Source organism: Klebsiella sp. K5-45, assembly GCF_030128605.1.
GTDB lineage: Bacteria > Pseudomonadota > Gammaproteobacteria > Enterobacterales > Enterobacteriaceae > Klebsiella > Klebsiella quasipneumoniae.
In genome coordinates this window covers 1-22,880 of the sequence record NZ_JAKUZW010000023.1, presented here as the reverse complement: position 1 = coordinate 22,880, position 22,880 = coordinate 1, and the positions used below count along the sequence as shown (strand labels likewise).

The 22,880-nt window shown below is 44.5% G+C and carries 17 protein-coding genes and 4 pseudogenes; 10 read left to right on the top strand and 11 right to left on the bottom strand.

Translation table 11 applies throughout. The features are described 5' to 3' along the window. Together parM and ltrA are read right to left on the bottom strand one after the other, a co-directional pair. Positions 1-763: plasmid segregation protein ParM domain-containing protein (gene parM, locus MKS11_RS26170; protein WP_284109768.1), on the bottom strand; the 763-nt coding region annotated here is incomplete at its 3' end. Between the two features lie 248 nt (positions 764-1,011). Continuing rightward, positions 1,012-2,476 (bottom strand): annotated as a pseudogene (gene ltrA, locus MKS11_RS26165) (group II intron reverse transcriptase/maturase). A gap of 402 nt (positions 2,477-2,878) precedes the next feature. Here ltrA and umuD point away from each other — a divergent pair. The 3 genes and pseudogenes from umuD to MKS11_RS26150 all read left to right on the top strand — a co-directional run bounded on the left by umuD (position 2,879) and on the right by MKS11_RS26150 (position 4,830). After that, positions 2,879-3,304 carry a translesion error-prone DNA polymerase V autoproteolytic subunit gene (gene umuD / locus MKS11_RS26160; RefSeq protein WP_043523088.1) on the top strand — a complete coding sequence of 142 codons (426 nt, stop codon included), beginning with the start codon at positions 2,879-2,881 and terminating at the stop codon, positions 3,302-3,304. Next, positions 3,304-4,575 carry a Y-family DNA polymerase gene (locus MKS11_RS26155; protein ID WP_104459157.1) on the top strand — a complete coding sequence of 424 codons (1,272 nt, stop codon included), beginning with the start codon at positions 3,304-3,306 and terminating at the stop codon, positions 4,573-4,575. The genes umuD and MKS11_RS26155 overlap by 1 nt, the downstream gene beginning before the upstream one ends. Positions 4,576-4,655: 80 nt before the next feature. Beyond that, positions 4,656-4,830 (top strand): annotated as a pseudogene (locus MKS11_RS26150) (type II toxin-antitoxin system Phd/YefM family antitoxin). A 131-nt stretch (positions 4,831-4,961) separates the two neighbouring features. Here the strand turns inward: MKS11_RS26150 and MKS11_RS26145 are convergent. The 3 genes from MKS11_RS26145 to sopA all read right to left on the bottom strand — a co-directional run bounded on the left by MKS11_RS26145 (position 4,962) and on the right by sopA (position 8,935). Continuing rightward, a complete protein-coding gene (locus MKS11_RS26145; RefSeq protein ID WP_104459156.1) occupies positions 4,962-5,810 on the bottom strand; it encodes an FRG domain-containing protein in 849 nt (282 codons plus the stop codon). 993 nt (positions 5,811-6,803) lie between these two features. Continuing rightward, a complete protein-coding gene (locus tag MKS11_RS26140) occupies positions 6,804-7,769 on the bottom strand; it encodes a ParB/RepB/Spo0J family plasmid partition protein (RefSeq protein ID WP_104459155.1) in 966 nt (321 codons plus the stop codon). Then, positions 7,769-8,935 (bottom strand): plasmid-partitioning protein SopA, encoded by a 1,167-nt coding sequence (sopA, locus tag MKS11_RS26135; protein ID WP_104459154.1) that lies wholly within the window; start codon positions 8,933-8,935, stop codon positions 7,769-7,771. Before sopA ends, MKS11_RS26140 begins: the two co-directional genes overlap by 1 nt. 740 nt (positions 8,936-9,675) lie before the next feature. Between sopA and MKS11_RS26130 the strand changes: the two genes are divergently transcribed. Beyond that, complete coding sequence (locus MKS11_RS26130) at positions 9,676-10,686, top strand: RepB family plasmid replication initiator protein (protein ID WP_032740675.1); 1,011 nt, start codon at positions 9,676-9,678, stop codon at positions 10,684-10,686. A gap of 782 nt (positions 10,687-11,468) precedes the next feature. Here the strand turns inward: MKS11_RS26130 and MKS11_RS26125 are convergent. Further along, the gene (locus MKS11_RS26125) at positions 11,469-12,209 is read right to left on the bottom strand and encodes a tyrosine-type recombinase/integrase (RefSeq protein ID WP_001515717.1); all 741 of its coding nucleotides are present in this window, start codon (positions 12,207-12,209) and stop codon (positions 11,469-11,471) included. Between the two features lie 1,143 nt (positions 12,210-13,352). Between MKS11_RS26125 and MKS11_RS26115 the strand changes: the two genes are divergently transcribed. Continuing rightward, positions 13,353-14,300: a sensor domain-containing diguanylate cyclase gene (locus MKS11_RS26115; RefSeq protein ID WP_284109767.1), complete on the top strand. Its 948-nt coding sequence runs from the start codon at positions 13,353-13,355 to the stop codon at positions 14,298-14,300. Between the two features lie 26 nt (positions 14,301-14,326). Here the strand turns inward: MKS11_RS26115 and MKS11_RS26110 are convergent, their stop codons facing one another. Further along, a complete protein-coding gene (locus MKS11_RS26110) occupies positions 14,327-16,213 on the bottom strand; it encodes a bifunctional diguanylate cyclase/phosphodiesterase (protein WP_284109766.1) in 1,887 nt (628 codons plus the stop codon). Between the two features lie 376 nt (positions 16,214-16,589). Between MKS11_RS26110 and MKS11_RS27635 the strand changes: the two genes are divergently transcribed. The 3 genes from MKS11_RS27635 (at position 16,590) to MKS11_RS26095 (ending at position 18,544) form a co-directional block, all read left to right on the top strand. Further along, positions 16,590-16,847: a small membrane protein gene (locus MKS11_RS27635; RefSeq protein ID WP_311766282.1), complete on the top strand. Its 258-nt coding sequence runs from the start codon at positions 16,590-16,592 to the stop codon at positions 16,845-16,847. A gap of 290 nt (positions 16,848-17,137) precedes the next feature. Next, positions 17,138-17,773, top strand: a complete 636-nt coding sequence (locus tag MKS11_RS26100) for a hypothetical protein (protein WP_104459150.1) — start codon at positions 17,138-17,140, stop codon at positions 17,771-17,773. Between the two features lie 348 nt (positions 17,774-18,121). Beyond that, positions 18,122-18,544, top strand: a complete 423-nt coding sequence (locus MKS11_RS26095; protein WP_032436053.1) for a LuxR C-terminal-related transcriptional regulator — start codon at positions 18,122-18,124, stop codon at positions 18,542-18,544. A gap of 415 nt (positions 18,545-18,959) precedes the next feature. Here MKS11_RS26095 and MKS11_RS26090 read toward each other — a convergent pair whose 3' ends face one another. The 3 genes and pseudogenes from MKS11_RS26090 to MKS11_RS26080 form a co-directional block, all read right to left on the bottom strand. Next, a complete protein-coding gene (locus MKS11_RS26090) occupies positions 18,960-19,118 on the bottom strand; it encodes an IS1 family transposase (RefSeq protein WP_374758191.1) in 159 nt (52 codons plus the stop codon). A 241-nt stretch (positions 19,119-19,359) separates the two neighbouring features. Further along, positions 19,360-19,919 (bottom strand): annotated as a pseudogene (locus tag MKS11_RS26085) (IS1 family transposase); the annotation flags it as partial. Between the two features lie 190 nt (positions 19,920-20,109). Then, a complete protein-coding gene (locus MKS11_RS26080; protein ID WP_071996130.1) occupies positions 20,110-20,367 on the bottom strand; it encodes a hypothetical protein in 258 nt (85 codons plus the stop codon). 477 nt (positions 20,368-20,844) lie between these two features. On the opposite strand from MKS11_RS26080, the pseudogene MKS11_RS26075 reads away from it, so the two are divergent. Then, positions 20,845-21,570 (top strand): annotated as a pseudogene (locus MKS11_RS26075) (CSS-motif domain-containing protein); the annotation flags it as partial. Between the two features lie 18 nt (positions 21,571-21,588). Then, positions 21,589-22,425 carry an EAL domain-containing protein gene (locus tag MKS11_RS26070; protein ID WP_227550910.1) on the top strand — a complete coding sequence of 279 codons (837 nt, stop codon included), beginning with the start codon at positions 21,589-21,591 and terminating at the stop codon, positions 22,423-22,425. A gap of 198 nt (positions 22,426-22,623) precedes the next feature. Here the strand turns inward: MKS11_RS26070 and MKS11_RS26065 are convergent. Next, positions 22,624-22,880: integrase core domain-containing protein (locus MKS11_RS26065; RefSeq protein WP_277467807.1), on the bottom strand; the 257-nt coding region annotated here is incomplete at its 5' end.

Genomic DNA, 22,880 nt, shown 5'->3' with positions numbered 1-22,880 from the left:
CTGTTATTTTGTTCCGAACCTCGTCGATTTTACCGGCATCGTTGATCACACGCTGCAGATACTGACGATCATTGCGGTTGCGGATGATAGTGTCAGCGATGAGGGCGCTGGTTTCGCTGTCTGCCGCCCGCAGCGCGCCTGCAGCTGCGCGGGTGACCTGTGACACGCCGACAGACGGATTACCGTGCACCGCACTGATATCATCAAACTGGCTGACAATCACACCGGCATCGAGCGTGGTGCCACCGAGATCGATAATCAGGGTGGTCTCAGCGGGGCCGGGCTTCAGCTCCGCGAGACGGGAGAACGCCGCCGGTAGTGATTCCGGCATCACCTTCACGTCCGTTACGGTAAATGCCCTGCCCTTATTCAGAACCAGCTCACGCATCAGGTTTTCCCGTTTGCGTCGTATGTTCTCCTCGTTCCGCTGGCAGTCCCCGTCATAATACTCACTCAGGGGCAGCGTCACGGTCAGGCTCACCGGCTGCGGCTCCAGTCCGCTGTTCAGCAGCGCATGATGCACGGCCAGCAGGTTGAGATCACCGTACTGATATTCGACGTTTGTTGTCGGGATGGCATCCCGGCTGACGCTGTCCCAGGTGTATTTCAGCGTACCCACCTGATAGTTGAACGTTGCCGCACTGAATTCCGCCACTTTCCAGCCATGTCGGAAAGAGTTCGCAGAGACCCGTGTCTGAAGCTCATATCCTTCAAACCATGCCAGCTTAACATTAGTTGAACCATCATCGCAGTAAACATTCATCATTATGCTCCGTTAATTACACTCAATTTGATACTAATTATAAGAGCAAAATGAAAAAATCAAAGTAATATTTCTCAATATGAGCAATATAAAAATATCAAAATGATTAATTAGAGCATTTTGAATATCTTTATTTACTCAAAATGTTTGTTCGGCAGGCGTTCTGGATTATCGTCACGCTGTTAAATATGTCGCGGTAGGGATACCCGTTACCGAATACTCCCCGCACAGATCCCGGCGTGCGCTATTCACGCACCGGGCTCCTGCCTTGGGTGTCTGGCGGTGAACCGCTCCACAGGCCATGGATGCAGAACCCGAACCTTCGGCAGCCATACGGCTGCCAGTCTGTTTGCTTTCGTCCATGTCGTATCATCCTGCTGGCTCCTGCGCCTCAGCGCCCGTCGCCAGAGGTCTGTTACGTATATCCTGAACTTCCGCATCATGGGATAGTTGCCCGGGACTGAGTGGTAGTTCAGGTATCCCTGAACCACTCTCCTGAGCCATTTTCCCTGTTCGGGGATTGAGTAATGCCAGCGCTTTCAGTGTCGCCGTCATCCTGTCCCGGCGTGTCTTTCGTATCAGCATGAACCTGCCACTACGATCTTTCCCACTGATATGCGTGAACCCGAGGAAGTTGAACGTTTCTGGTTTACCTTTTCCCCTGCTGGCGCGGTTTTCGGCTGCGAAGCGGCCGAACTCCATCAGTCGGGTTTTCTTCGGATGTACCGTGAGTCCGAACTCCTTCAGTCTGCGCTGCATGGCTATACGAAAGCATTGAGCGTCGATTCGCTTGTCGAACCCGATGACTATGTCATCTGCGTATCAGACCATGACCACATTGCCTGTGGCATGGCGGCGTCGCCACTGATGCGCCCACAGATCGAAGACATAGTGAAGGTAGATGTTTGCCAGCAGCGGCGAGATAACCGCACCCTGTGGGGTGCCTTCCTCCGATGCCCGCCATTCTCCTTCCTCTGAGGTCCCGGATGTGAGCCACTTTCGTATGAGCCTGATTACCCTCTGGTCGCCGATTCTGTGTTCTATGAACCTGATTAGCCATTCATGGCTTACCTTGTCGAAGAACTGACTGATATCGGCATCCAGTACCCAGTTTACATTGGTCCGAACCAGCCCTGTGGCCAGTGCGTCCAGCGCATTGTGCTGGCTTCGCCCGGGTCTGAACCCGTATGAAAACCCCATAAAGTCATTTTCGTAGACTGCATTCAGGATCTTAACCAGCGCATACTGGACGATTTAGTCCTCCAGTGAGGCGATGCCGAGCGGGCGCTGTTTTCCATCCGCTTTCGGGATGTAGTGCCGCCTGCCGGGCTGAGCCCTGTAACTGCCCTGATGAAGCCTCCGGTGCAGATCTGCTATGTTGACCTTCAGGTTTTCGGCGTAGTCCTTCCACCTGACACCATCAACTCCGGCAGCCGCTTTCCTGCTCAGAGAGAGGAATGCGTTCTCCAGTGCCTCTGCTGTCAGGAGGTGGAACAATGCGGTAAACCGTTCTTTCTTCCGCTGCTTCGCAGCTTCCCGCACGCGTGACAGCCTCTGTGACATACTTTCCCGGCTCTGCGTCCGGCGCATGTGTGGCTGTTCCGCGTTTCCCTTGGCCCCGCTCCTTCGCTCCACTGACTCCGCTCCTTGCGGATTGTTCGCCAGCTTCGCAGCTACTATGAGCGAGTCCGACTTCTCCTCTCCGTACATCACCGGCTTCGGCTCCTCGCCTTCCCGGTGCGGGCCATCTCCGGCACTGGCAGATGGTCAGAGGGGAGATCTCCCGGTTCCCGCGTAAAGATCGTATTGACATGCCAGGGTCTCAGACCCCGCCGGGTCCATATGGCACTCGCAGTAACGCACCCTATGATGTTGCCTTCCGTAAACAGTACAACGTCGGCACCCGGGAATTTAATATACATTTCGTGGCTCAATGGCTGGCCTGTCAACACCCCTGTCAACGCTTCGCCCCATACCTCACGGTATACAACGCATGACTCGGGGACCCTGTGGATTGCTGGTCCTTCAATGGTTGGGGACTTTCACCCCTTGATCTTTACCGGTCTCCCGGCGCACACTGTATATATATACAGTCTCAAGCGAAGGGAAAAAACGATGAAGTTCATTCCTGCAGTATCAGAAGCCAGCATAGTAAAAATTCCTTTGTTCACAGAGCGATGCCCTGCGGGTTTTCCGTCACCGGCTGCGGACTACACTGAGTCTGAACTGGATCTGAATGAGTACTGCATTCACCGGCGCCACTCCACCTATTTTGTCAGGGCGATTGGCAACTCAATGACTGATATTGGCCTCTATTCCGGCGATCTGATGGTCGTGGATAAAGCAGAACAGCCGCGGCACGGGGATATTGTTATCGCGGAAATTGAGGGTGAATTCACCGTAAAACGCCTGCTTCTGACGCCGCGGCCAGCCCTGCAGGCGATGAACCCGGACTTCCCTTCCCTGTACCCGGATCCGGAAACGCTGCAAATTTTCGGTGTGGTGACGGCCTTCATTCATAAAACCCGGGGGGCAGACTGATGTTCGCCCTGGCCGACGTCAACTCCTTCTACGCCAGTTGCGAGAAGGTTTTCAGGCCGGATTTGCGCGGCAAACCTGTCGTCGTTCTCAGTAACAACGATGGCTGCGTTATTGCCCGGAGTGCTGAAGCCAAACGGCTGGGTATAAGGATGGGAACCCCCAGGTTCCAGCTCAAAGAGGCGCAGTTTCCTGAAAAATTGTACGTTTTTTCCAGCAACTACGAGCTCTACGCGAGCCTGAGTAACCGTGTGGTCGCCCTTCTGGAAGAGCTGTCACCCCGCGTCGAACAGTACTCAATTGACGAATGTTTCCTGGATGCCCGGGGAATTGGCCACTGTATGGATCTGGAGGATTTTGGCAGGCAGCTGCGTGGGCATGTTCTCAGTGGAACCGGACTGACGATCGGTGTCGGCTTCGGCGCCACAAAAACACTGGCCAAATCGGTGCAGTGGGCGTCAAAGGAATGGCCACAATTCAGGGGGGTGCTGGCGCTGTCGCCCGAAAATCCACGCAGAACGGCAAAATTACTCCACCTGCAGCCGGTGGAAGAAATCTGGGGCGTGGGGAACCGGATAGCGAAAAAGCTGCACGTTATGGGGATCATCACCGCCCTGCAGCTGTCGCTGACGAACCCCACATTTATCCGGAAAAACTTCAACGTAGTGCTGGAGCGCACGGTACGTGAGCTGAACGGCGAGAGTTGCATTTCACTGGAGGAAGCGCCGCCGCCGAAACAGCAAATTGTCTGCAGTCGCAGCTTCGGGCAGCGGATCACCACCTACAAAGAAATGCGCCAGGCCGTCTGCCAGTATGTCGAGCGCGCGGCGGAAAAGTTGCGCGGTGAGCGGCAGTACTGCCGGCATATCAGCACCTTCATCAAGACTTCCCCTTTTGCGGTTAATGAACCGTACTACGGTAACGTGGCCACGGAGAAACTGAACACCCCTACCCGTGACACCCGGGACATTATCGCGGCAGCGGTCAGGTCTCTGGACAGGATCTGGCTCGATGGCCACCGCTACGCAAAAGCGGGGATAATGCTCAATGATTTCAGTCCGAACGGCGTCGCTCAGCTGAATCTGTTCGATGACGTGCAGCCACAGCCGCACAGCGATGCGCTGATGAAGGTGCTCGACGGCATTAATCATTCCGGACTCGGGAAAGTCTGGTTTGCCGGACGGGGTATTGCGCCGGAGTGGCAGATGAAACGGGAAATGCTATCACCGGCATATACCACCCGCTGGAAGGAACTGCCGGTTGCCCGTTTCTGACCGGCGAAAATGACAGACGGGACTTGCCGCCAGAGCTTACTTTACCGATCATGCAGATGACTTGCCTCAGGGGGGGAACCATGACAAATATCATTCTGTGTGATGTGACCGCCAGCATCAACGAACTTAAAAAACGATCCGGTGGCCACCGCCAGTGCCGGCGGCGGCTACCCGATCGCGATTATTGACCGCAACCGCCCTGTTTTTTATTGTGTGCCCACGGCTCTGTATGAACAAAAGCTCAATGCGCTGTAGGAATGTATTAGTCCGCTGTGCTAGGGTTACGACGCAATTTTATACATAATGATTTATCGTCAGACGATATACGAATAATTTAAAAGCACCAAACTGTAGCATTTAGTATTCATTGGTTTACTGTGAAAAAATTAAGCTCCCACGGAATGAACTACGCCAATTACTTTATCTCGAGGATCAAATGTAACACCACACTGGAGAAGAATTTTATAACCATTATCATAAAATGCTGGAGGAAACAGGGAGTGAATACCTACAGTATGCCCATTCCCTAACCAATCGAATGCTTTTTCTAGTGGTATTCTTACAATACCCCTGATTTGTCGAGAATAATCCAATGGCCGCCCAACACCTTCAAAACCTTTACAACGAAACAACAAGCCATGCTGGGCGTGCGGTCTTAAAAAATACGATGGCGCAGCTATTCTTAAATCAACTAACTCAGTGTTTTGACCATTCCAATATCCCGGTTTATTCTTTGAGCGATAATCTAAATCTGTACCTACAAGATAAATATATGCATATTTATTCTTATCATAAACTATTCTCTTTTGAAAATGTAAATAATAGCCATCTCGGGTACACTTTGCCTCATAGCATGCAAACCATAATGCAACCCATATATTATCAACTATATCAAGCCAGGTCGTTTGTAGTCCATAATGCTGTAAGAGTGGTTCGGCTGCATAATCACCAAATCTTGAAAAGATGCTACATGCTTCCCTATATTCATTGATCTTAGCATTCAATCTGGTTTCACGATTATATTTTGCTGAGTCAGAATCAATACCTCTATACAAGGAAGGCCGTAAGTCCTGGTACATAGAACTTTGCCCTCTAAAGTAAATACCTTCATGCGAATTATGTTTTAAATAACCTGCAGCCATTATTAAAGCATGAGACTCCTCTACGTCTAAAATTTTACAGCCATTTTCATGAATCCATTTCGAGCCGATTATATTTACATTTTCAAATGCCATTGGTAATCCTTACGAAAAAATGTTTTAAGCTGGTACGGGTTTTGAATCTTTTGGGAAATGTATGTATTGATTGTGAAATACTCTGGATTGTTCAATTCATCTTCAAGCATATTACAGAGAATCTCCATGCAAACCTAAGATTCATAATCTGCTATTGGGGATAGCCGGTCAAGGGCTTGTAAAACAGTACTAAGCAGCTGGTTCAAGACGATATGCAGCGGCACCGACGCTATTATTCAGCAGCTAGAGCCGCTTTAAGCTGTTCCCAGTCCATATGAAGAACTATCCAAAGCGAATTGGCAGCAGTTGGCTTTAAATATGCGTTAGAAGTTTTTAAAATCAAACATCATCTCCCACACGCAATTTAACTAATTTTCACTCAGCAGGTGTCGTTGTGAACCCAACAATGTGTTCATCATCGCAGGTTATTTACAGTTCAGTAGCAAATTACCCCGCTCTACAGGACACCGGAGGTATATCAATACCTGCTCGTGACATCCATTTAACCTCCGTTCCTGGCTGATAATCAGACCCACGATACAGCTGGGACCATGGTCCCAGACTGATAATCTGACCGACGATGCAGATGGGACCGTGGTCCCAGGCTGATAATCAGACCCTCGATGCAGCTGGGACCATGGTCCCAGACTGATAATCAGACCGACGATGCAGATGGGATCATGGTCCCAGACTGATAATCAGACCGACGATGCAGATGGGATCATGGTCCTAGGGTAATTATCCGATCGATGATACAGATGGGATCGTGGTCTCAGGGTAATTATTCGTTCGACGATACAGATGGGACCGTGGTCCCAGGCTGATATTCAGACCCACGATGCAGCTGGGACCGTGGTCCCAGACTGATAATAAGAAGGATGATTCAAGTGGGACCGTGGTCCCGGAGTGAGTATCCAGGCCAGTAATTTGTTCTGGATTATGAGAAAGGAAATGAAGTAAAGGGAGATAACCGTAGACTAAAGCGTGACCGCATTAGACTCCTGGCTTTTCAAGCTCCTTAAGAATGGCTTCAATCTTCTCAATGCACTCGGCTGGAAGCCGGGACCTGTCAAGATTCAGAATCATTTTATCGCCTTTGTACAAAGCTGTTGCCCCCGGCGCAAACTGATGACGCGAGCTAAGATTCACTCTTGATGCAGGAGATTGTTTCAGTACCGATGTTAAAAGATTTATAACCTCTTCGGCTTCAAAGATTACACCCGCTTTCTTCTGTTCGTGGAGAGTCGCGGCCTGCTGCTTCAGTAATTCTTCTTTATCTGCGAAAGCTTTCTGAAGGGCTTCACCTGACCGGGCAGAGAGTTCACCTGGGTGAGAGAAAAGGGCGACAACGGATTTCGGCAGTCTGGCTGTGTTGATACAACGAGTAATTATCTTACGTGAGATGTTTTCCGCATCGGCAAGTGCGGAAATATTTCCGGCAAACTCATTCAGGAGACGGTTTGCATAACGCTGACCACGCTCATAAGCACTCGTCGGGCGATAATCGTTGCCCAGTCTGGACAATGCCGACATCTGCTCATCGTCCAGTTCACCGACCAGAATACGATAATCGCTTTCTGTCAGGATTGCGGCCTTGCGGCGACGGCTGCCATCTGCAATTTCAATGATATCGGAAACACGACGGCCAAAAGCTGGAGTCTGCTGACCGGTCAGTAAAAATGAAGGAATGAGATCATCCAGGGCATCTTCGGTCAGTAGTTCCTGATCACGCTCGTTACCTGACCATACCCGGGAAGCATTTTCAACAACATCTCCCCGGAGCACCTCCAGGGTAAACTTCACTTCCCGACCACACACCGGTAATGTAATTGCATTGCCGCGAGCCATAGCCCCGACACGTGCAATTAACGAATCCACCATTGGTGCAGCTGGCGCTGACGTGTCTTCAACTGCCTGAGTATTTGCTGTATGTCTAGGAATGACGGGTGCACGCTTCATTATCTAATCTCCCAGCGTGGTTTAATCAGACGATCAAATATTTCATTACAAACAGGTTCCCAGATTGAAAGTGCGTTTCGCCATGCACCGGTCGAAGAACGTTGATCAATCGCCTGTTCGAAAACGGTTCTCATGCGGATCTGGCCTTTACCAACTTCATCGGTTTCACGTACCACATTTTTCAGAACCATACCTCCCCACGCATCGCGAATTTGCTCTTCCATCCACGGTGACTGTGAACCATTGTTATTACTGTACTTGGTAAGCAGAATACGGACATCCGGCTCAAAGCCTTTAAGATCCACATTCCTGAGCAGATCACGAAGCATATCGAAAAACTGCAGTGCAGAAGTGTAATCGAACAGCTCTGCCGGGGTGGGGACAATCAGCACATCAGCAGCGCATACGACATTAATCGTACCAATACCGAGGTTCGGTGCGCTGTCGATAACGATCACGTCATAGTCATGAGCGACCGTTTCAATGGCAAGGCGGAGCATCAGGTGTGGGTCTGTGGGCAGTTTACCTTCATCAAATTTGCCCATCAGTTCAGTTTCAATGCGATGCAGTGCCAGGCAGGACGGAATGATATCAAGGCCAGGCCAGCAGGTGGGTTTTATCGCATAACTGGCATCATCCTTTTCACCAAGATAAAAAGGCAGGAGAGTATCTTCAGCATGTATATGAAGATCGGGCACCCATCCGTGATACATCGAGGCTGTGCCTTGAGGATCATTACCCTCGACAAGCAGGACGCGTAACCCTTTCAGGGCCAGGTCCTGAGCCAAGTGAACAGAAACGGAGGTTTTGTAAACCCCCCCTTTATGAGCGGCAACCCCGATCACCGGTGGGAAAGCATCTTCTGCACGCCGCAGTCGGGTACCGAACACGTCCCGCATATGATTGATTTGTTCGATGGTATAACCAACACGCTGTTCAACTCTGCCACGGGTTTCCATATCCGGGTGGGGTAACCGGCCGGCTTTCTCTGCATCCCTGATTGCCTGAGAAGAAACGCCAACCAGATCCGCCGCTTCACCTATTCTCCAGCGGCGTGTGATCTTCCTGGCTTCCGGACTGTCGTCATTAAACTGCGCAATGGCAATAGCCTTCGTCATCTCATGTCCAGCAGAAATGCACTGGTTAAGTGTGTCCATCAGTCCCATTCTGAGCATCCTTTAATCATCGCTTTGCATTATTTTATTAAATCTTGGAATTTTTTGCAAAGCAACAATAAAATCGCAAAGTCATCTGAAAATTGCAAAGCTGACGGTAATGAAGGCAGTAAACCAGAGAAAAGGGAGTAAATCACATACCGCAGTCAATATTTCTCACTGCCGCTCGCCGCAGTAAGCGATCTCACGTAGTGAGAACGCGGCGAGGAAGCGGAAAAGTACAGAGGCTGCACAAAGCACGAACGCTACGATGCCAGCGACTTCTCCGTCTCAGTCCCTTTTCATGAAATTGACTGTGATACGTAAAAAATTGACTATGGTATGAAACTGAAAGCCGTAGGCTGGTTAACAACAAAAGAAGATCCTACATATCGCAGTCAATATTTAATGTTGAATCAGGGAGCGTTACTCATATGGCATTCTGGTTATCCTTGCAGGACCCTGAATGTAGTGTGGAAGATATGGTCGGGGATAAGCGTTATTCATTGCTTCGATCCAGTAATTGATCCTAAAGAGATCATATTGAGATCCTAAAGAGATCCCCGGATCGCTGCAGCAGGCGCAGTGACTAGCCTGAACGTCATACTGGATCGACTGTGGAATGTAAAATGTTGACTGCTGTATGCAAAATCTAATACTGTGATATGCAACGGTATTTACTGAGGTATGTATTTCCGTTGACTGCGATACGTATAACGACATTCTTTTGTGGATAACCGTTGAGGATCAAGATGACGAGCGAAAATAACAGCTTACCTCTCAATCTTCAGGAAGTGGACAAGACAACCGGTGAAGTTGTTAAGCTGGATGTCAACAGTACCAGTACTGTGCAGCCGGTAGCGCTCATGAGGCTCGGTCTCTTCGTTCCAACCCTGAAATCAACCTCCAGGAGTAAGGCAAACCGGAAAAACGTCACAGATGCCACTGAGGAGCTTGTACAGCTGTCCATTGCTAAAAGCGAAGGGTACACCGACGTTAAGATCACCGGTTCGCGTCTTGATATGGACACGGATTTTAAAGTCTGGCTCGGGATCATTCGCTCCATGTCAGAGTATGGGGTAAAAAGTGACACCCTGGAACTGTCGTTCGTTGAATTCGTTAAGATGTGTGGATTTGACTCCCGGCGCTCAAACAAGAAAATGCGCGATCGCATCAGTAATTCCCTGTTTAAACTCGCCTCGGTTACCCTGAAATTCCAGAGCGAGACCAAAGGATGGACCACCCATCTGGTGCAGTCAGCCTATTATGACATCAACGAGGATATCGTGGAGATCAAGGCTGAACCCAAGCTCTTTGAGCTTTACCACATGGACAGGCGGGTACTGCTTCGGTTGAAAGCGATTGACGCCCTGCAGCGGAAGGAATCGGCCCAGGCACTGTATACCTACATCGAGAGCCTTCCCCAGAATCCCGCGCCTATCTCCATGAAACGTATGCGGGACAGGCTGAATCTCACCTCAAATGTCTATACGCAGAACCACACGGTCCGAAAGGCGATGGAGCAGCTGCGGGATATCGGCTATCTGGATTACACCGAGTTTAAACGTGGCCGGGCGACTTACTTCAGTGTGCATTATCGCAATCCCAAACTCATCAGTGGGACGGTGAAGGTACCGCGCAGGGAGGAAGAGGAGCAGGCGCCGGAGCAGAATTATGACGAAGTCATTAAGGCACTGAAGGCTGCAGGCATCGATCCTCAGAAACTTGCTGAAGCGCTCTCGGCGATGAAGCCGGAAAATTGACTGCGATACGCATTAGCATGACTACCGTATGCATAAGCGATTAGTTATTGACTGTGATATGTATCACGCATACCACAGTCAATATTCGCTCTCTTTCCTGCATGTGAATAACGGACAATATTGACTGAAGTATGACTTTTCTGGCCAGAATATGCTGATATTGACTGCGGTATGTAAGTTTGACGGGGATGTTACCCGGCCAGCTGAGTACTCTCCATATGACTGCATCCCACAGTCAATATTTGAGTACATCCCCGGTCCGCACTGAATGAAACTGCTCAGCAAAGCATTGATCCCCGTATTGCCGCTAAAACCAGTCCTCCGAAGTTCGCTAATCCTGTCGTACCCGCGGTCCGCCTGCAATCGTAAAGAGAAAGCCCATGGCTGTCAGAACCGCCCCGGGACGCAGTCACTGACTATATGTTCGTACTGAATAACGACCAGGCTTGCCGGGTTTGAAAGGCCCCTCAGGTATTTACACTGTAACCTGCTCGCTCAGGACTCCTGCTGATATCCGGATCACAGTAATTTTTATTGTCTGTGGTATGAAGATGTCAGTTGATCACCTGAAGACCGGGCCTGCTTAATGCGGATGATGTCATGGTGCGATATGAAGGTGAGGGGGGACTGGATGCGGTATTAGCCCAGACCCGAACAGAAATGATGTCCTGGTCATACCGGATAAGCGTCACGCTTCTGCGTCCGGCACGTTGAGCCTCACCCGGGGGCGGAGCGAGTCCTTTCACGTAGCGGCAAAAGCTCCGGCCGCCTGCCCGACAATCTCAGCCGGCGGGTGGCAGGGAACGAAGGATCTCCGCGGCATCGCGACCGTCACCGGTAAAGGGAACGGCCAGGGTGGCAGCCATGTCCAGCGCAAATACCCGGGTATAGACTTCCATCGAGCGCGGATCCTTATGCCCGGCCAGTGCCTGGATGACCTTCCTGGGCTGCCGGTGATAAAGCATGTGCATAATATAGCTGTGACGGAAAGTATGTGGAGTTACGGGGATCGAAAAATGTACGCCGTCAGCTTCGGCCCGCTTCACCGCCTGCTTCAGCCAGTTGCGCATTGTCTCATCCGTGACCGGCCATAACGGCTCCCGTCGGCGGGGGCGGGTGGTAACCATCCAGCTTTCCATCTGACGCACAAAACTGGCATCCGTCAGCGGCACCAGTCGCACTTCATCTTTTGGTGGCCGCCCGCGCCGCGCGCGCACTTTCTCCGACAGCACCCTAACAAACGGGCGCAGACCATCCAGGTCGAACGATTCCGGGGTGAGCGTCCGGGCTTCACCGATACGGATCCCGGTATTCCACATGGTGGCGAACAACATGTGGTGACGCTGGTCAGGCATATACCAGAGGAGGGCGCTCACTTCCGGCGCCAGGAGGTAAGCCGGCGTGGCACCTGTTGAGGTGGCCATCCGCCGGAGTGCCACCGCGGTCGCAAAATCAACGCCCGGGGCGATCGGCAGCAGGGAGACGCGTTCTGGTGAATTCTGCAGGGGAATGATGCTGTTCATGAGTTATTTTTCACGTAGCGCACGCACTGTTTATGGATACAGGTATTTTGCACCTGACGGGCCGATCCTGCCATCACAATAAATCGCAGCGCGCGGATCCTTTAATTGTCTTATCCCGCATTATTGCGGGTAAAACCAAATACGTAAAGGATCCTTTTTCTGCTCAGATCCTCCATGAAGCCAGTCATGACGCGGGCTGAGGGCCGTTTTACGGTTTTTGGGAGAATTGGAGTAATGCCAGGATGTACATGTTAGGCAGGAAAAAGAAGAGAAGAGAGCGCTACGCGATTTCCGGCCTGGTACACCCCTGTAACCTTGCGGGATTTCGCGTAACGCTTTCATAAGTTTACAACAGAAGAGAAAAGATATTTGCTGAAAAATGAAGTCCGTAAGTTAAATAAAAAATCATGATCCGTCCGGCACTATGTACTTAGCTGTCGTTTAGGTCTTAGGTGTTTTTGCTAAATTACGATGGTATCCCTTGTCAGAGTAATCTGGCTTGTCCTGCACATCTTCAGGTGACAATTCAGTGCAATTTCAGGGGTTAATCCTTTTGTCGTCTGCAGAATCTATCTATAAACGGGCTGTTTGTTGGTTCGCCAGAAGGAAAAAATTTAGCGTCGCGCAGATTCAGGCTGTATTGAACTTTTCTGTTCTGTATCAACAGTTCCTGTCTTAAGCTGATACAATATACCCTCAGTAGAAAATATTGGATAAGGAAACTATGCACCTTCCTGGACAATTTTCTTGAGCCTTTCATGCCGTTTCGTCTTGTTCAGATTCAGAACTGCCATACGTTTCTTCAGCCACTGGTTTTCATAAGAAACCATGAAGATCAAGCATTAATGCCTTTACATTTATTTGAACAGATGCGCTTTAATTGTGCCACAAAAAATAAGTCATTGTAAGTTATGGCGATTTTTAATATACAAATCATTATGCATTCTGAATACATGGAAGTGTATAATGAGCGCTTCAGGTCACAGATGATTAGATGTAACAGTTCACTATTCATCATGATGTATTGGAAACTTGTTAAGTTTTATATGATTATGAGATGTTGGGATTATTGAGTTCCAGGACAATTCTGATAAGATAGCGATAACCAACACTACCCTGCAATAACCACTCAAGATGAAAATTATGACAAACCATAAAGAAGAGAACAGGTTATTATCATTATATTCTATGGGGATCCTTGATACAAAATCTGAAGAACGATTTGACAGATTGACGAGGATTGCCACCAAACTCTTTGATGTACCAATAGCACTTGTTTCATTAATTGATAGAGACAGGCAATGGTTTAAGTCATGTTATGGGCTGAAGATAAAAGAGACAGATAGAAGTGATTCATTTTGTACAATAGCAGTAGATCTTAGTGAACCATTAATAGTGCCCGATGCAAGCCTTGATCCAAGATTCAAAGAAAATAAATTAGTTAAAAATGATCCTTATATCCGGTTTTATGCAGGGCATCCCGTAAGACTGCCAGATGGTGAGATAGCTGGAACAATATGTATTATTGATACAGAACCAAGAGTATTAACCAGAGATGACTTCTTATTGCTTAAAGATTTAGCAGAAATCGTAGAGGATGAGTTTAGAATAATAAACGAAGCAACTACTGATCCTTTGACAGGTATATGTAACCGGCGTTCTTTCGCCCTAATGACGGATGAATCGTTAAGAAAAGCCAAAAAAAAGAAAAAAACATTCTGTGTTCTGATCATAGATCTCGATAATTTTAAACCAATCAATGATAACTTCGGTCATTCAGAAGGTAATGAAGTACTTTGCAATTTTGCAGATATGCTGGAAGATCTTAGTAGTTCAAAAAGCGTTGTTGCAAGATTAGGAGGTGATGAATTTGGTGTTCTATTACCCGAGTCAACCTATAAAGAAGCAGAAGAATTCCTTCATAAATTGAGGGCCGGGATTACCAGCTACAATCTTAATTCTCACAAAAAATACAACATAGATTTTTCTGCAGGGATTATTGAATATGATGAGAAAATTCATACTGAACGCTCTGCTATCATGCAGGATGCAGACGAAAGAATGTATGAAATTAAAAAGGGAAAACGATAGTATATGAAAAAATAGGGCATACAGCCCTATTTTTTTTGGCCCCTCAAAAAATCAATCAGTTGATCACCTGACAAAGGCTCCGAATAATAGTAACCTTGAAATTCATCGCAATTCATATTTTTTAGCAATTCAAACTGTTCATTATTTTCCACACCTTCTGCTACTATACCTAAACTGAAAGCTTTTCCAAGAGACACTATGCTTCTTACAATAGATAAGTCCCGTGCATCGTAAGCAATACCACTAATGAAAGTTCTGTCTAATTTAATCGCATCAAATGGAAATTCTCTAAGATAGTTGAGAGAGGAATATCCAGTCCCAAAATCATCAATGTGAATTTTATATCCTTTTTCTTTAAGTTTAGTCAGGTTGTTTAAAGCTAAAGTTGGATTAGTTTTCATTACGCTCTCAGTAATTTCAAAAATTATTCTGCAAGGATTGACTTCATATAGTTCAGCCATTTTGTCTATATGATTAAGAAGGGTACTATTGTCAAAATCCTTACCAGATAAATTAATCGAGAAAGAAATGCTATTCACCTGTTGTGAGAAACTGAAGACCGTTGTGATAACCATTGCAGTTATAAAATGTATTAAATCTACTTTCTCAGCAAAAGGAATAAAATTGTCTGGTGAGATGAAACCATAATTTGGATGATACCATCGTATTAATGCTTCTGCGCCGGATACATCAGAATTAATAAAACTATATTTAGGTTGATAATAAACAACAAATTGGTTTTCGCGAATTGCTTCAGTTAGCAGACCAAGCATAATAATTCTCTCTTCGTGTTCTTTATATAAGCTTTCGCAACCAAATATTACATTTTCTTTATCTATTCTGTAAGTTTGAGAGAAGGCAATTTGAACATGACTTATTATATTTGATCCTGAAATATTACAGTTGTTAACTATGACGCAACCTGCGCATATGATCGGTTTAACTAATGAATCATTACTTGTGATGGATTTTTGTAATCCCTGGAAAAAAAATCCAATTCTGTTTTGAATAATATCTTTTGTGTGATATTCAACACGCTTCAATTGCAACGAGAAAATTATAGTATCGTTGTCTTTTTTAATAACAAAATCATTTTCTGAGCATACTGCAGACAATTCCTTACAGAGGTTTTCAATAATTGAAGTAATGACATCCCTTCCGTAAACCTCACTAATCAGTGAGATGTTTCGTACAGAAATCTGTGATATAATTAGTACAGTATCTCTAAAGTTTATTTTTGATAAAGACTGCTCAATATTTTTGCAAATATTTTCTTTATCTCTTACTTCATTATCTTCACTAGAAATGATGACAGATTTATTTTTAATATGATCGTCTGTAAGGATTAATAATAAACAAATAAAATCATTTCGTCGAACGTACGTTTTACACGCTATCATATCAACTTTAAAATCAATAGATTTATCGAGTGAGAAAAAACAATCACTGCTGTTTCTTATTAAACCATATTTCAGTTCTGAAAGCCAATTATCTATACTGATAACTGGGCTGTATAATATATCAGTTATCTTTTTTCCTTCAAACAGGCTAGCACTTAAAAATATATTCGAATCACTATAAAATGAATTTATAAAAAATTTGTTATTTAACTTGATATATATGATACCTTTTGATATTGAATTGTTGTAGTTATGTTCTTTGAAGGAAAGTAAATTTTTATATGAACTATCAATTAACTCTTTTTTTATTCGACGTTTTGCTAACCAGTAGCAACCTAAAAAATTAACCAGAATCTGTGTTAGTAAAAAAGATGATTGTGTTGCCCGACTTAAATCTTCAGAAAAAAAGCACAATAAAAGTAATATTGATGATGATAATAATAAAATCAAAAAACAAACAATGCAGTCATTTTTTTCTTCATTAGCTTTATTAATAATTGATAGAGGGCCCATAACCAAACCTTATAGTAAAACTAACGATGCAAGAATAAATTCATTAGGGTAATATTACATGTGTAAACTATTCACTTCATTACCATTTATAATGGTTGCAAATCCACATCAGCAAGGTAATAAAGTATGGTGAATGAAAAAGAGTTTTAATTTATTATTCATGCACCATGACGCTGAATGGATAAGAATCAAATTATCTATTCATGCCCTGAATTACCCAGAAAGTATTACCAGATAGTGAAAATTATTATGTTTTTATAACAGAACAGTAACTATGACCGCAATGATTTTGATAAAAATGATATTTTATAGCTTGCATAGGACATATTTAGCCCATCTGAGAAAAATTTAGACTGGCTGGTTGTTTTTTAGCTAAATGATTTTGAATAGTGAAATAATTGTCACATTTCATTCCACAGGCAATAGGATTTTTCTTACTCCTGTTGTATATTACCCCCGCTGTGTATTTTGGAAAACAACAACATCTACAACATCATCATGTGAGGATAAAATGGAAACTCTGTTTTTCCTGGGGGGTGCTATCGTTCTTTTCGTTGTTTCAATTGTATCCCTGTGCTCATACATAAGAGACAGAAGGAGAACCAAAAGGGTATTCATAAGTAAAAGAAGATAACCCGCAAGACATGAATAAGGTGGTAAGGATTAATTCAGCCACTGCATCTTTAATAATAACAAAAACCAATAAAATCAAGGAGTGAATTAAGCAAGCAAAACTCTAATCAACCACTTCGGGTTTATAACGATCAGCATAATTTATTATATCGATGACATCTCTTGCAGTAAGCATAAATAAATTATTTGCAAATTTAACATTCTTTTTATAATAATTAGGCTTCTATCGATTATGTGTTTTTAATAGGCAACACTCGCCTATAGTTACGCTGGAGAAGGATATTACATAGTATGCCAGATATCGGTAAATCTGGACGTAGAATGTCTGCGTTACAGAAAAGAATACTCATTGTACTTGCCGCTTTGGATGAGCGTAAGCATATGCCAGTAGCCACTAAGGATATTGAACGAGTGCTAGCACAAGGAGGGGAAAAACCGGTATATGGTTCAAACTTAAGAGCTGCATGCAGAAAGCTCGAAGAAGCAGGATTTCTCAATACACTGAGAGCACGGAATTTGCAACTTGCTGTAGAACTAACTGTAACGGGTAAACTTATAGCACTGCCTTTACTTGAGAAGGAGAAGAATGATGAGCTGGATAAAAAAAGGATTAGAGAGTGTCATGTATTACCCCACACCATGGCTTCATGGAGCGAAGTTGCGCATAGTATCGAGATAGATGGAAAAACATATTCTGTATTTCGCTGTGCATACGTAATTCGTTTGAATAAAACAAACTGTCTACAATTATGGACTAATACCAGGAAAATAGTGAAACTTGAAGGAGACGCATTACAAATTGGCGAATGGTATCAGAAATGTTACGATGCAGGAATACATTGCCACATTCAAATTAATGAAGGCGAATGCTTAAGCGAGAGGAGTGTGGAGTATCTCAATTTCAAACATGGTTTATTCACTAAATAGGTCATGTAATCGATTACGTATTGATGAGGATATTATTTGAATTACATGGATGTTTTATTCGAGGAAGACCTTCTGGGAACAGTGATAATTCATCAAAGGGATTGTTGGATTGTCTATGGTAAAATATAATAACATTGACAACGAATTATTTCAAAAGATATGTGAAGTAAAAGTATCAGTCATTACTAAGAATGCTTTTATTTATGAAGCAATAATTCACATTTTGAAAAAAATAGCAATTCCGCACATTCGATTCATAATCAAAAAAATGATGACTATCTGCTTGATAAAGATATTGTGTTTTATGAGACCGCGCCAGGTGAATTATTCTTACCTAATGCCAAATTTATGAAATGTAAACCAGCCGGGATTTTGTTTATATTGCATGATTATACTGATGGCTTTTGTTTTGATGATGTAAAAAGATTTAAGAATAATACTTTTACTTTCTCCATGAAAAACAATACTGTTGAGCAACTGATAATTACTATCAAACATGGTTTGATAAATTACACACATTCGCAATCTTGTTCCATACGGGAAGAAAAGATTGAAAAACGTGTGCGCATTAATTTATCTAAAAAACAATCAAAAATTACTATTCAACTGGCGAATGGACTGGATCTTAAAACAATATCTTCACTAAACAAAGTTACTGTCAATACTATAAAATATCATATAAAAGAAATAAAGAAAAAGATGAAACTGGCTAGCACATATGAGTTGTATCAATTCGCGCATATGTTAAAATCCCTCACGGACTCGACCTAATCTCCTTTTTTTAATTTTTAACACAGGTATTTTTATGTTATTGTATGTTGTTTTATCTATCTCACTGGTTTTATTATATGGGATGATAATAAAATATAAAGTGAGGTCAAGGAAATCACAGGGCACTATAAAAAAGCCTATGGCAATCAGGAATAATCGAAATCTAAAATAGATTCAAAGAGAGTAGCTTCCGGTTATAAATGTAGTTATTCCGTCTTCAGTAAGTTAATGATAAATGCTTTACTCTACCTCATGTTATACAGGATGAGTTGCTCTCACTTTTATCTAATGTTGTTTATATTGTTTTTTCTTTATATCTAAAACTGAAGTCATTGATTCCAGACAGGGCGCGATGACGGTAGTTATCCCGCCTTGTCATCGTACAAGAATACTGAAACTCGGTAATGACTCCAACTTATTGATAGTGTTTTATGTTCAGATAATGCCCGATGACTTTGTCATACAGCTCCACCGATTTTGAGAACGACAGCGACTTCCGTCCATGCCGTGCCAGGTGCTGCCTCAGATTCAGGTTATGCCGCTCAATGCGTTGAGTGTAGGGGTCAGTTTGGATATAGAGAATTATTGTACGGCAAGCCTGTTTTTTGAACAGACTTACCTATAGCAATAGGGTGTACTCCCGCGCTATACGGCATTTTCAGAGGTTTGACCTTAATCGGATAACCTAAATGCGATACTGCAAGAGCGACAACTTAAAAGCGATAGCCACTGACGCAAAATCAACCCCTTACGAACCAAGATTGGTTAAATAATGCGCTTAACGTACAAAAATTTCCGATCTCCAAACTGACCCCAGTGTAACGCTTGCTGTTAACGTGCAGCTTTCCCTTCAGGCGTGATTCATACAGCGGCCAGCCATCCGTCATCCATACCACGACCTCAAAGGCCGACAGCAGGCTCAGAAGACGCTCCAGTGTGGCCAGAGTGCGTTCACCGAAGACGTGCGCCACAACCGTCCTCCGTATCCTGTCATACGCGTAAAACAGCCAGCGCTGACGTGATTTAGCACCGACGTAGCCCCACTGTTCGTCCATTTCAGCGCAGACAATCACATCACTGCCCGGTTGTATGCGCGAGGTTACCGACTGCGGTCTGAGTTTTTTAAGTGACGTAAAATCGTGTTGAGGCCAACGCCCATAATGCGGGCGGTTGCCCGGCATCCAACGCCATTCATGGCCATATCAATGATTTTCTGGTGCGTACCGGGCTGAGAGGCGGTGTAAGTGAACTGTAGCTGCCATGTTTTACGGCAGTGAGAGCAGAGATAGCGCTGATGTCCGGCAGTGCTTTTGCCGTTACGCACCACCCCGTCAGTAGCTGAACAGGAGGGACAGCTGATAGAAACAGAAGCCACTGGAGCACCTAAAAAACACCATCATACACTAAATCAGTAAGTTGGCAGCATCACCCTGAAACTCTACGACCAATCCGACTGACCAAAATGATCAGAATTATTATTGCACAACAAATTTTATTTTCCTCTCGTCAGTTATTCCGGCGGGCGTTAAGTAAAAACGGATATGTTCTGACAAATAATTTATGATCTAATGTAGCTCTATATTATTTTCCCCGGAAATTAGTTGCAACAGATATATTCTGTCTTTCTCAATGAGAGCTGGAAATGTATCGCCAGTAGCTGCCAGCAGAGACCATACTTCCAGGATGGCATAGGCCTTGGTATATTCAAGTGCGAAACCTAACCCTTCCAGAGAACCTGCTCTGCGAATATGTTCACATATTGCATTTTCACATACTCGTGTCAAGGCTTCATAGCTGAGCGAAAAATCATATTTTTTATCCATCTTAAGCTATCTCCACCCAAATGCAGATATCTGGTTTTACATTGTAATGCGAAACATTATCAATAATAACCCGATTATAACATAATCTTTCGTTTTGTAATGCCGGCACCACGCAACATTTTACTCTGTTTTTTTAAAAAAAAGAGTGCCTTTGTTTTGGTACACACCTTAGGGGGCGATCGCCCAGCAAAAAATCAATATTCGTTCTATAATAGCGAGTAAAAAACCGCATTACATGCATTGCTTAAAAGTTGCGCAATAAATCTGGAGCCTTCACAAGGCTATTAATAACGCATGAATTATCTCTGTAAATCATAACCAGTATCTATCCGAACCATGTCACATTATTTGATTCATACCCGGGATGAGTAAGGCAAGAATAGGTATACTGGAATAGTATGTTCAGTGCCAGCTAATCGGTCAGTGAAGTTGGCGAAAATATAGCTTTATATCTTTTCAATTTGAGGGGAGATCTGCATGGTTAGTCGTAAGCTGGAACGTTTGATTAGCCCTGGAAAGTGGATACATAATCTATCAGTCCTCTCTTTATCGATTCTTTCAGCTGGTATATTTTTTTTTGTATTATCTGAGAGCGTAGCTCATCTGATTTTTCGGGATAAAATTAAAGACTATACTTCCGATGTGCTTGTTCGCTCTGAATCGCTCCTGGTTCAGACTGAATCTGTCAAGACTGCTGCAAAGTCACATTTGAATATAGGAGACAGTCCATGTACTAATGAAAATATCCTACATCTTCGGGTTGTAGTATGGCCCTATCCGTTGGTTAAAGATGTTGGCTACATCATAAAAGGAGAATTAGCCTGTAGTGCTCTGTGGGGGAGTTTACGTCCCACCTTAAGTCTGGAACATTTTGATAAAAAATGGACTTCGCGGGAAGGAGTGTGGCTTTTTGGTATTAAGCTTATGGATGATATATCCGTCAATGGATATATTTCTGAAGGTATTATGGTGACCCTATCACCATTTGTCTTCAGACGATTCGAAACTGATATGTATTCAAAAAACTTTAGCGCTGTCGTCGGAAATAGCAAGCATGACAGGCATTACTTCAATATAGGACCTGATGCTCCTCTTCTTGATCGGCATGATAGCGTTCCACTAAGGTTTAGAGTGTTTAGGGCATGCAGCCTCCATTATGATCTCTGTGTTACAGGAGGTGGGTATTTTACGGGGATATTTTCAGAGCACTGGAGCATACAATTGTTATTAGTAACAGTGTCACTACTTTCCGGTATAATGATTTATATTATCATTATGAACAGAGCAGAACTCAATAGTTCACTATCTGCAAGGTTTGTAAAGGCTTTGAAAAATGAAGCCCTGTCGCTGGTATATCAACCTATTTACAGAATTGAAGACGGACGAATCTGCGGATTTGAGGCCTTGCTCAGATGGAAAGATGAAAAACTTGGGAATATTAGCCCTGATGTATTTATACCGCTTTCTGAAAGGGAAGGATTACAGGAGGATGTGACTTTATTCGTCATTAACCATGCTATCCGAGAATTTATCCATACTGCTATTCAGAATGAAATATTTTTGAGCCTAAACATTAATCCAAGCGATCTTGATTCAGAAAAATTCAGGGATATCCTACTAGGATTAATTTCTGAATATAACATCCCATATAAAACAATCCTTCTTGAAATTACGGAGCGTCAAGGAGGGGATTTTGAAAGTATGAAAATTCACATTGATAAATATAAAAATCATGGTGTCAGGTTTGCCATCGATGACTTTGGGACAGGATATTCTAATCTTAATCTGGTAACTGCGCTTGATGTAGATGAAATAAAAATAGACAAATCGCTAACTAGTGCTATTGGTACTGAATCTTTACGATATGATCTTCTTCCCGGACTGCATGAGATGTTCCGCTCCATTGCAGATAAGATTGTGTTTGAGGGTGTAGAGACTCAGGAGCAGGTGAACTATCTGAAGACGTTCTGGCCACAGAGTTATGCTCAGGGCTGGTATTACTCCAGAGCGCTTCCGCTGGAAGAAGCGAGAAAACTTACCATCCGGGAATTGAACTGACCGGCACTCTCAGCGCAAACACTCAGCAATTGCTTGCCGATCAGCTGGTAGAAATTGAAGGGCAGTGTAATCACCTGCTGCTGGCGCAGGGGAAAGCGTTACTGAAAAGTCGTTCTGAACTGCTTAAATAACAGAGAAACCAGGATGTGAATCGCCACAGGTTTAACAGACACCTCAGAGTCATTTAAGATGAAGTGGTCAACAAAAACTGGCCACCGCGTTAGAGTTTTTCCAGTATCGGTTTTCTGATTCGTTTGGCGGTAACCCACCATTATATTCGTGCGGTCTTAGTACGCTGTAATATCCAACGATATAGTCCGTTATTGCATGAGCTGCATCGCTGAAGCTTACATAGCCCGTCGCCGGCACCCATTCGTTCTTCAGACTCCTGAAGAAGCGCTCCATTGGGCTGTTATCCCAGCAGTTTCCACGCCGACTCATACTCTGCCTGATCC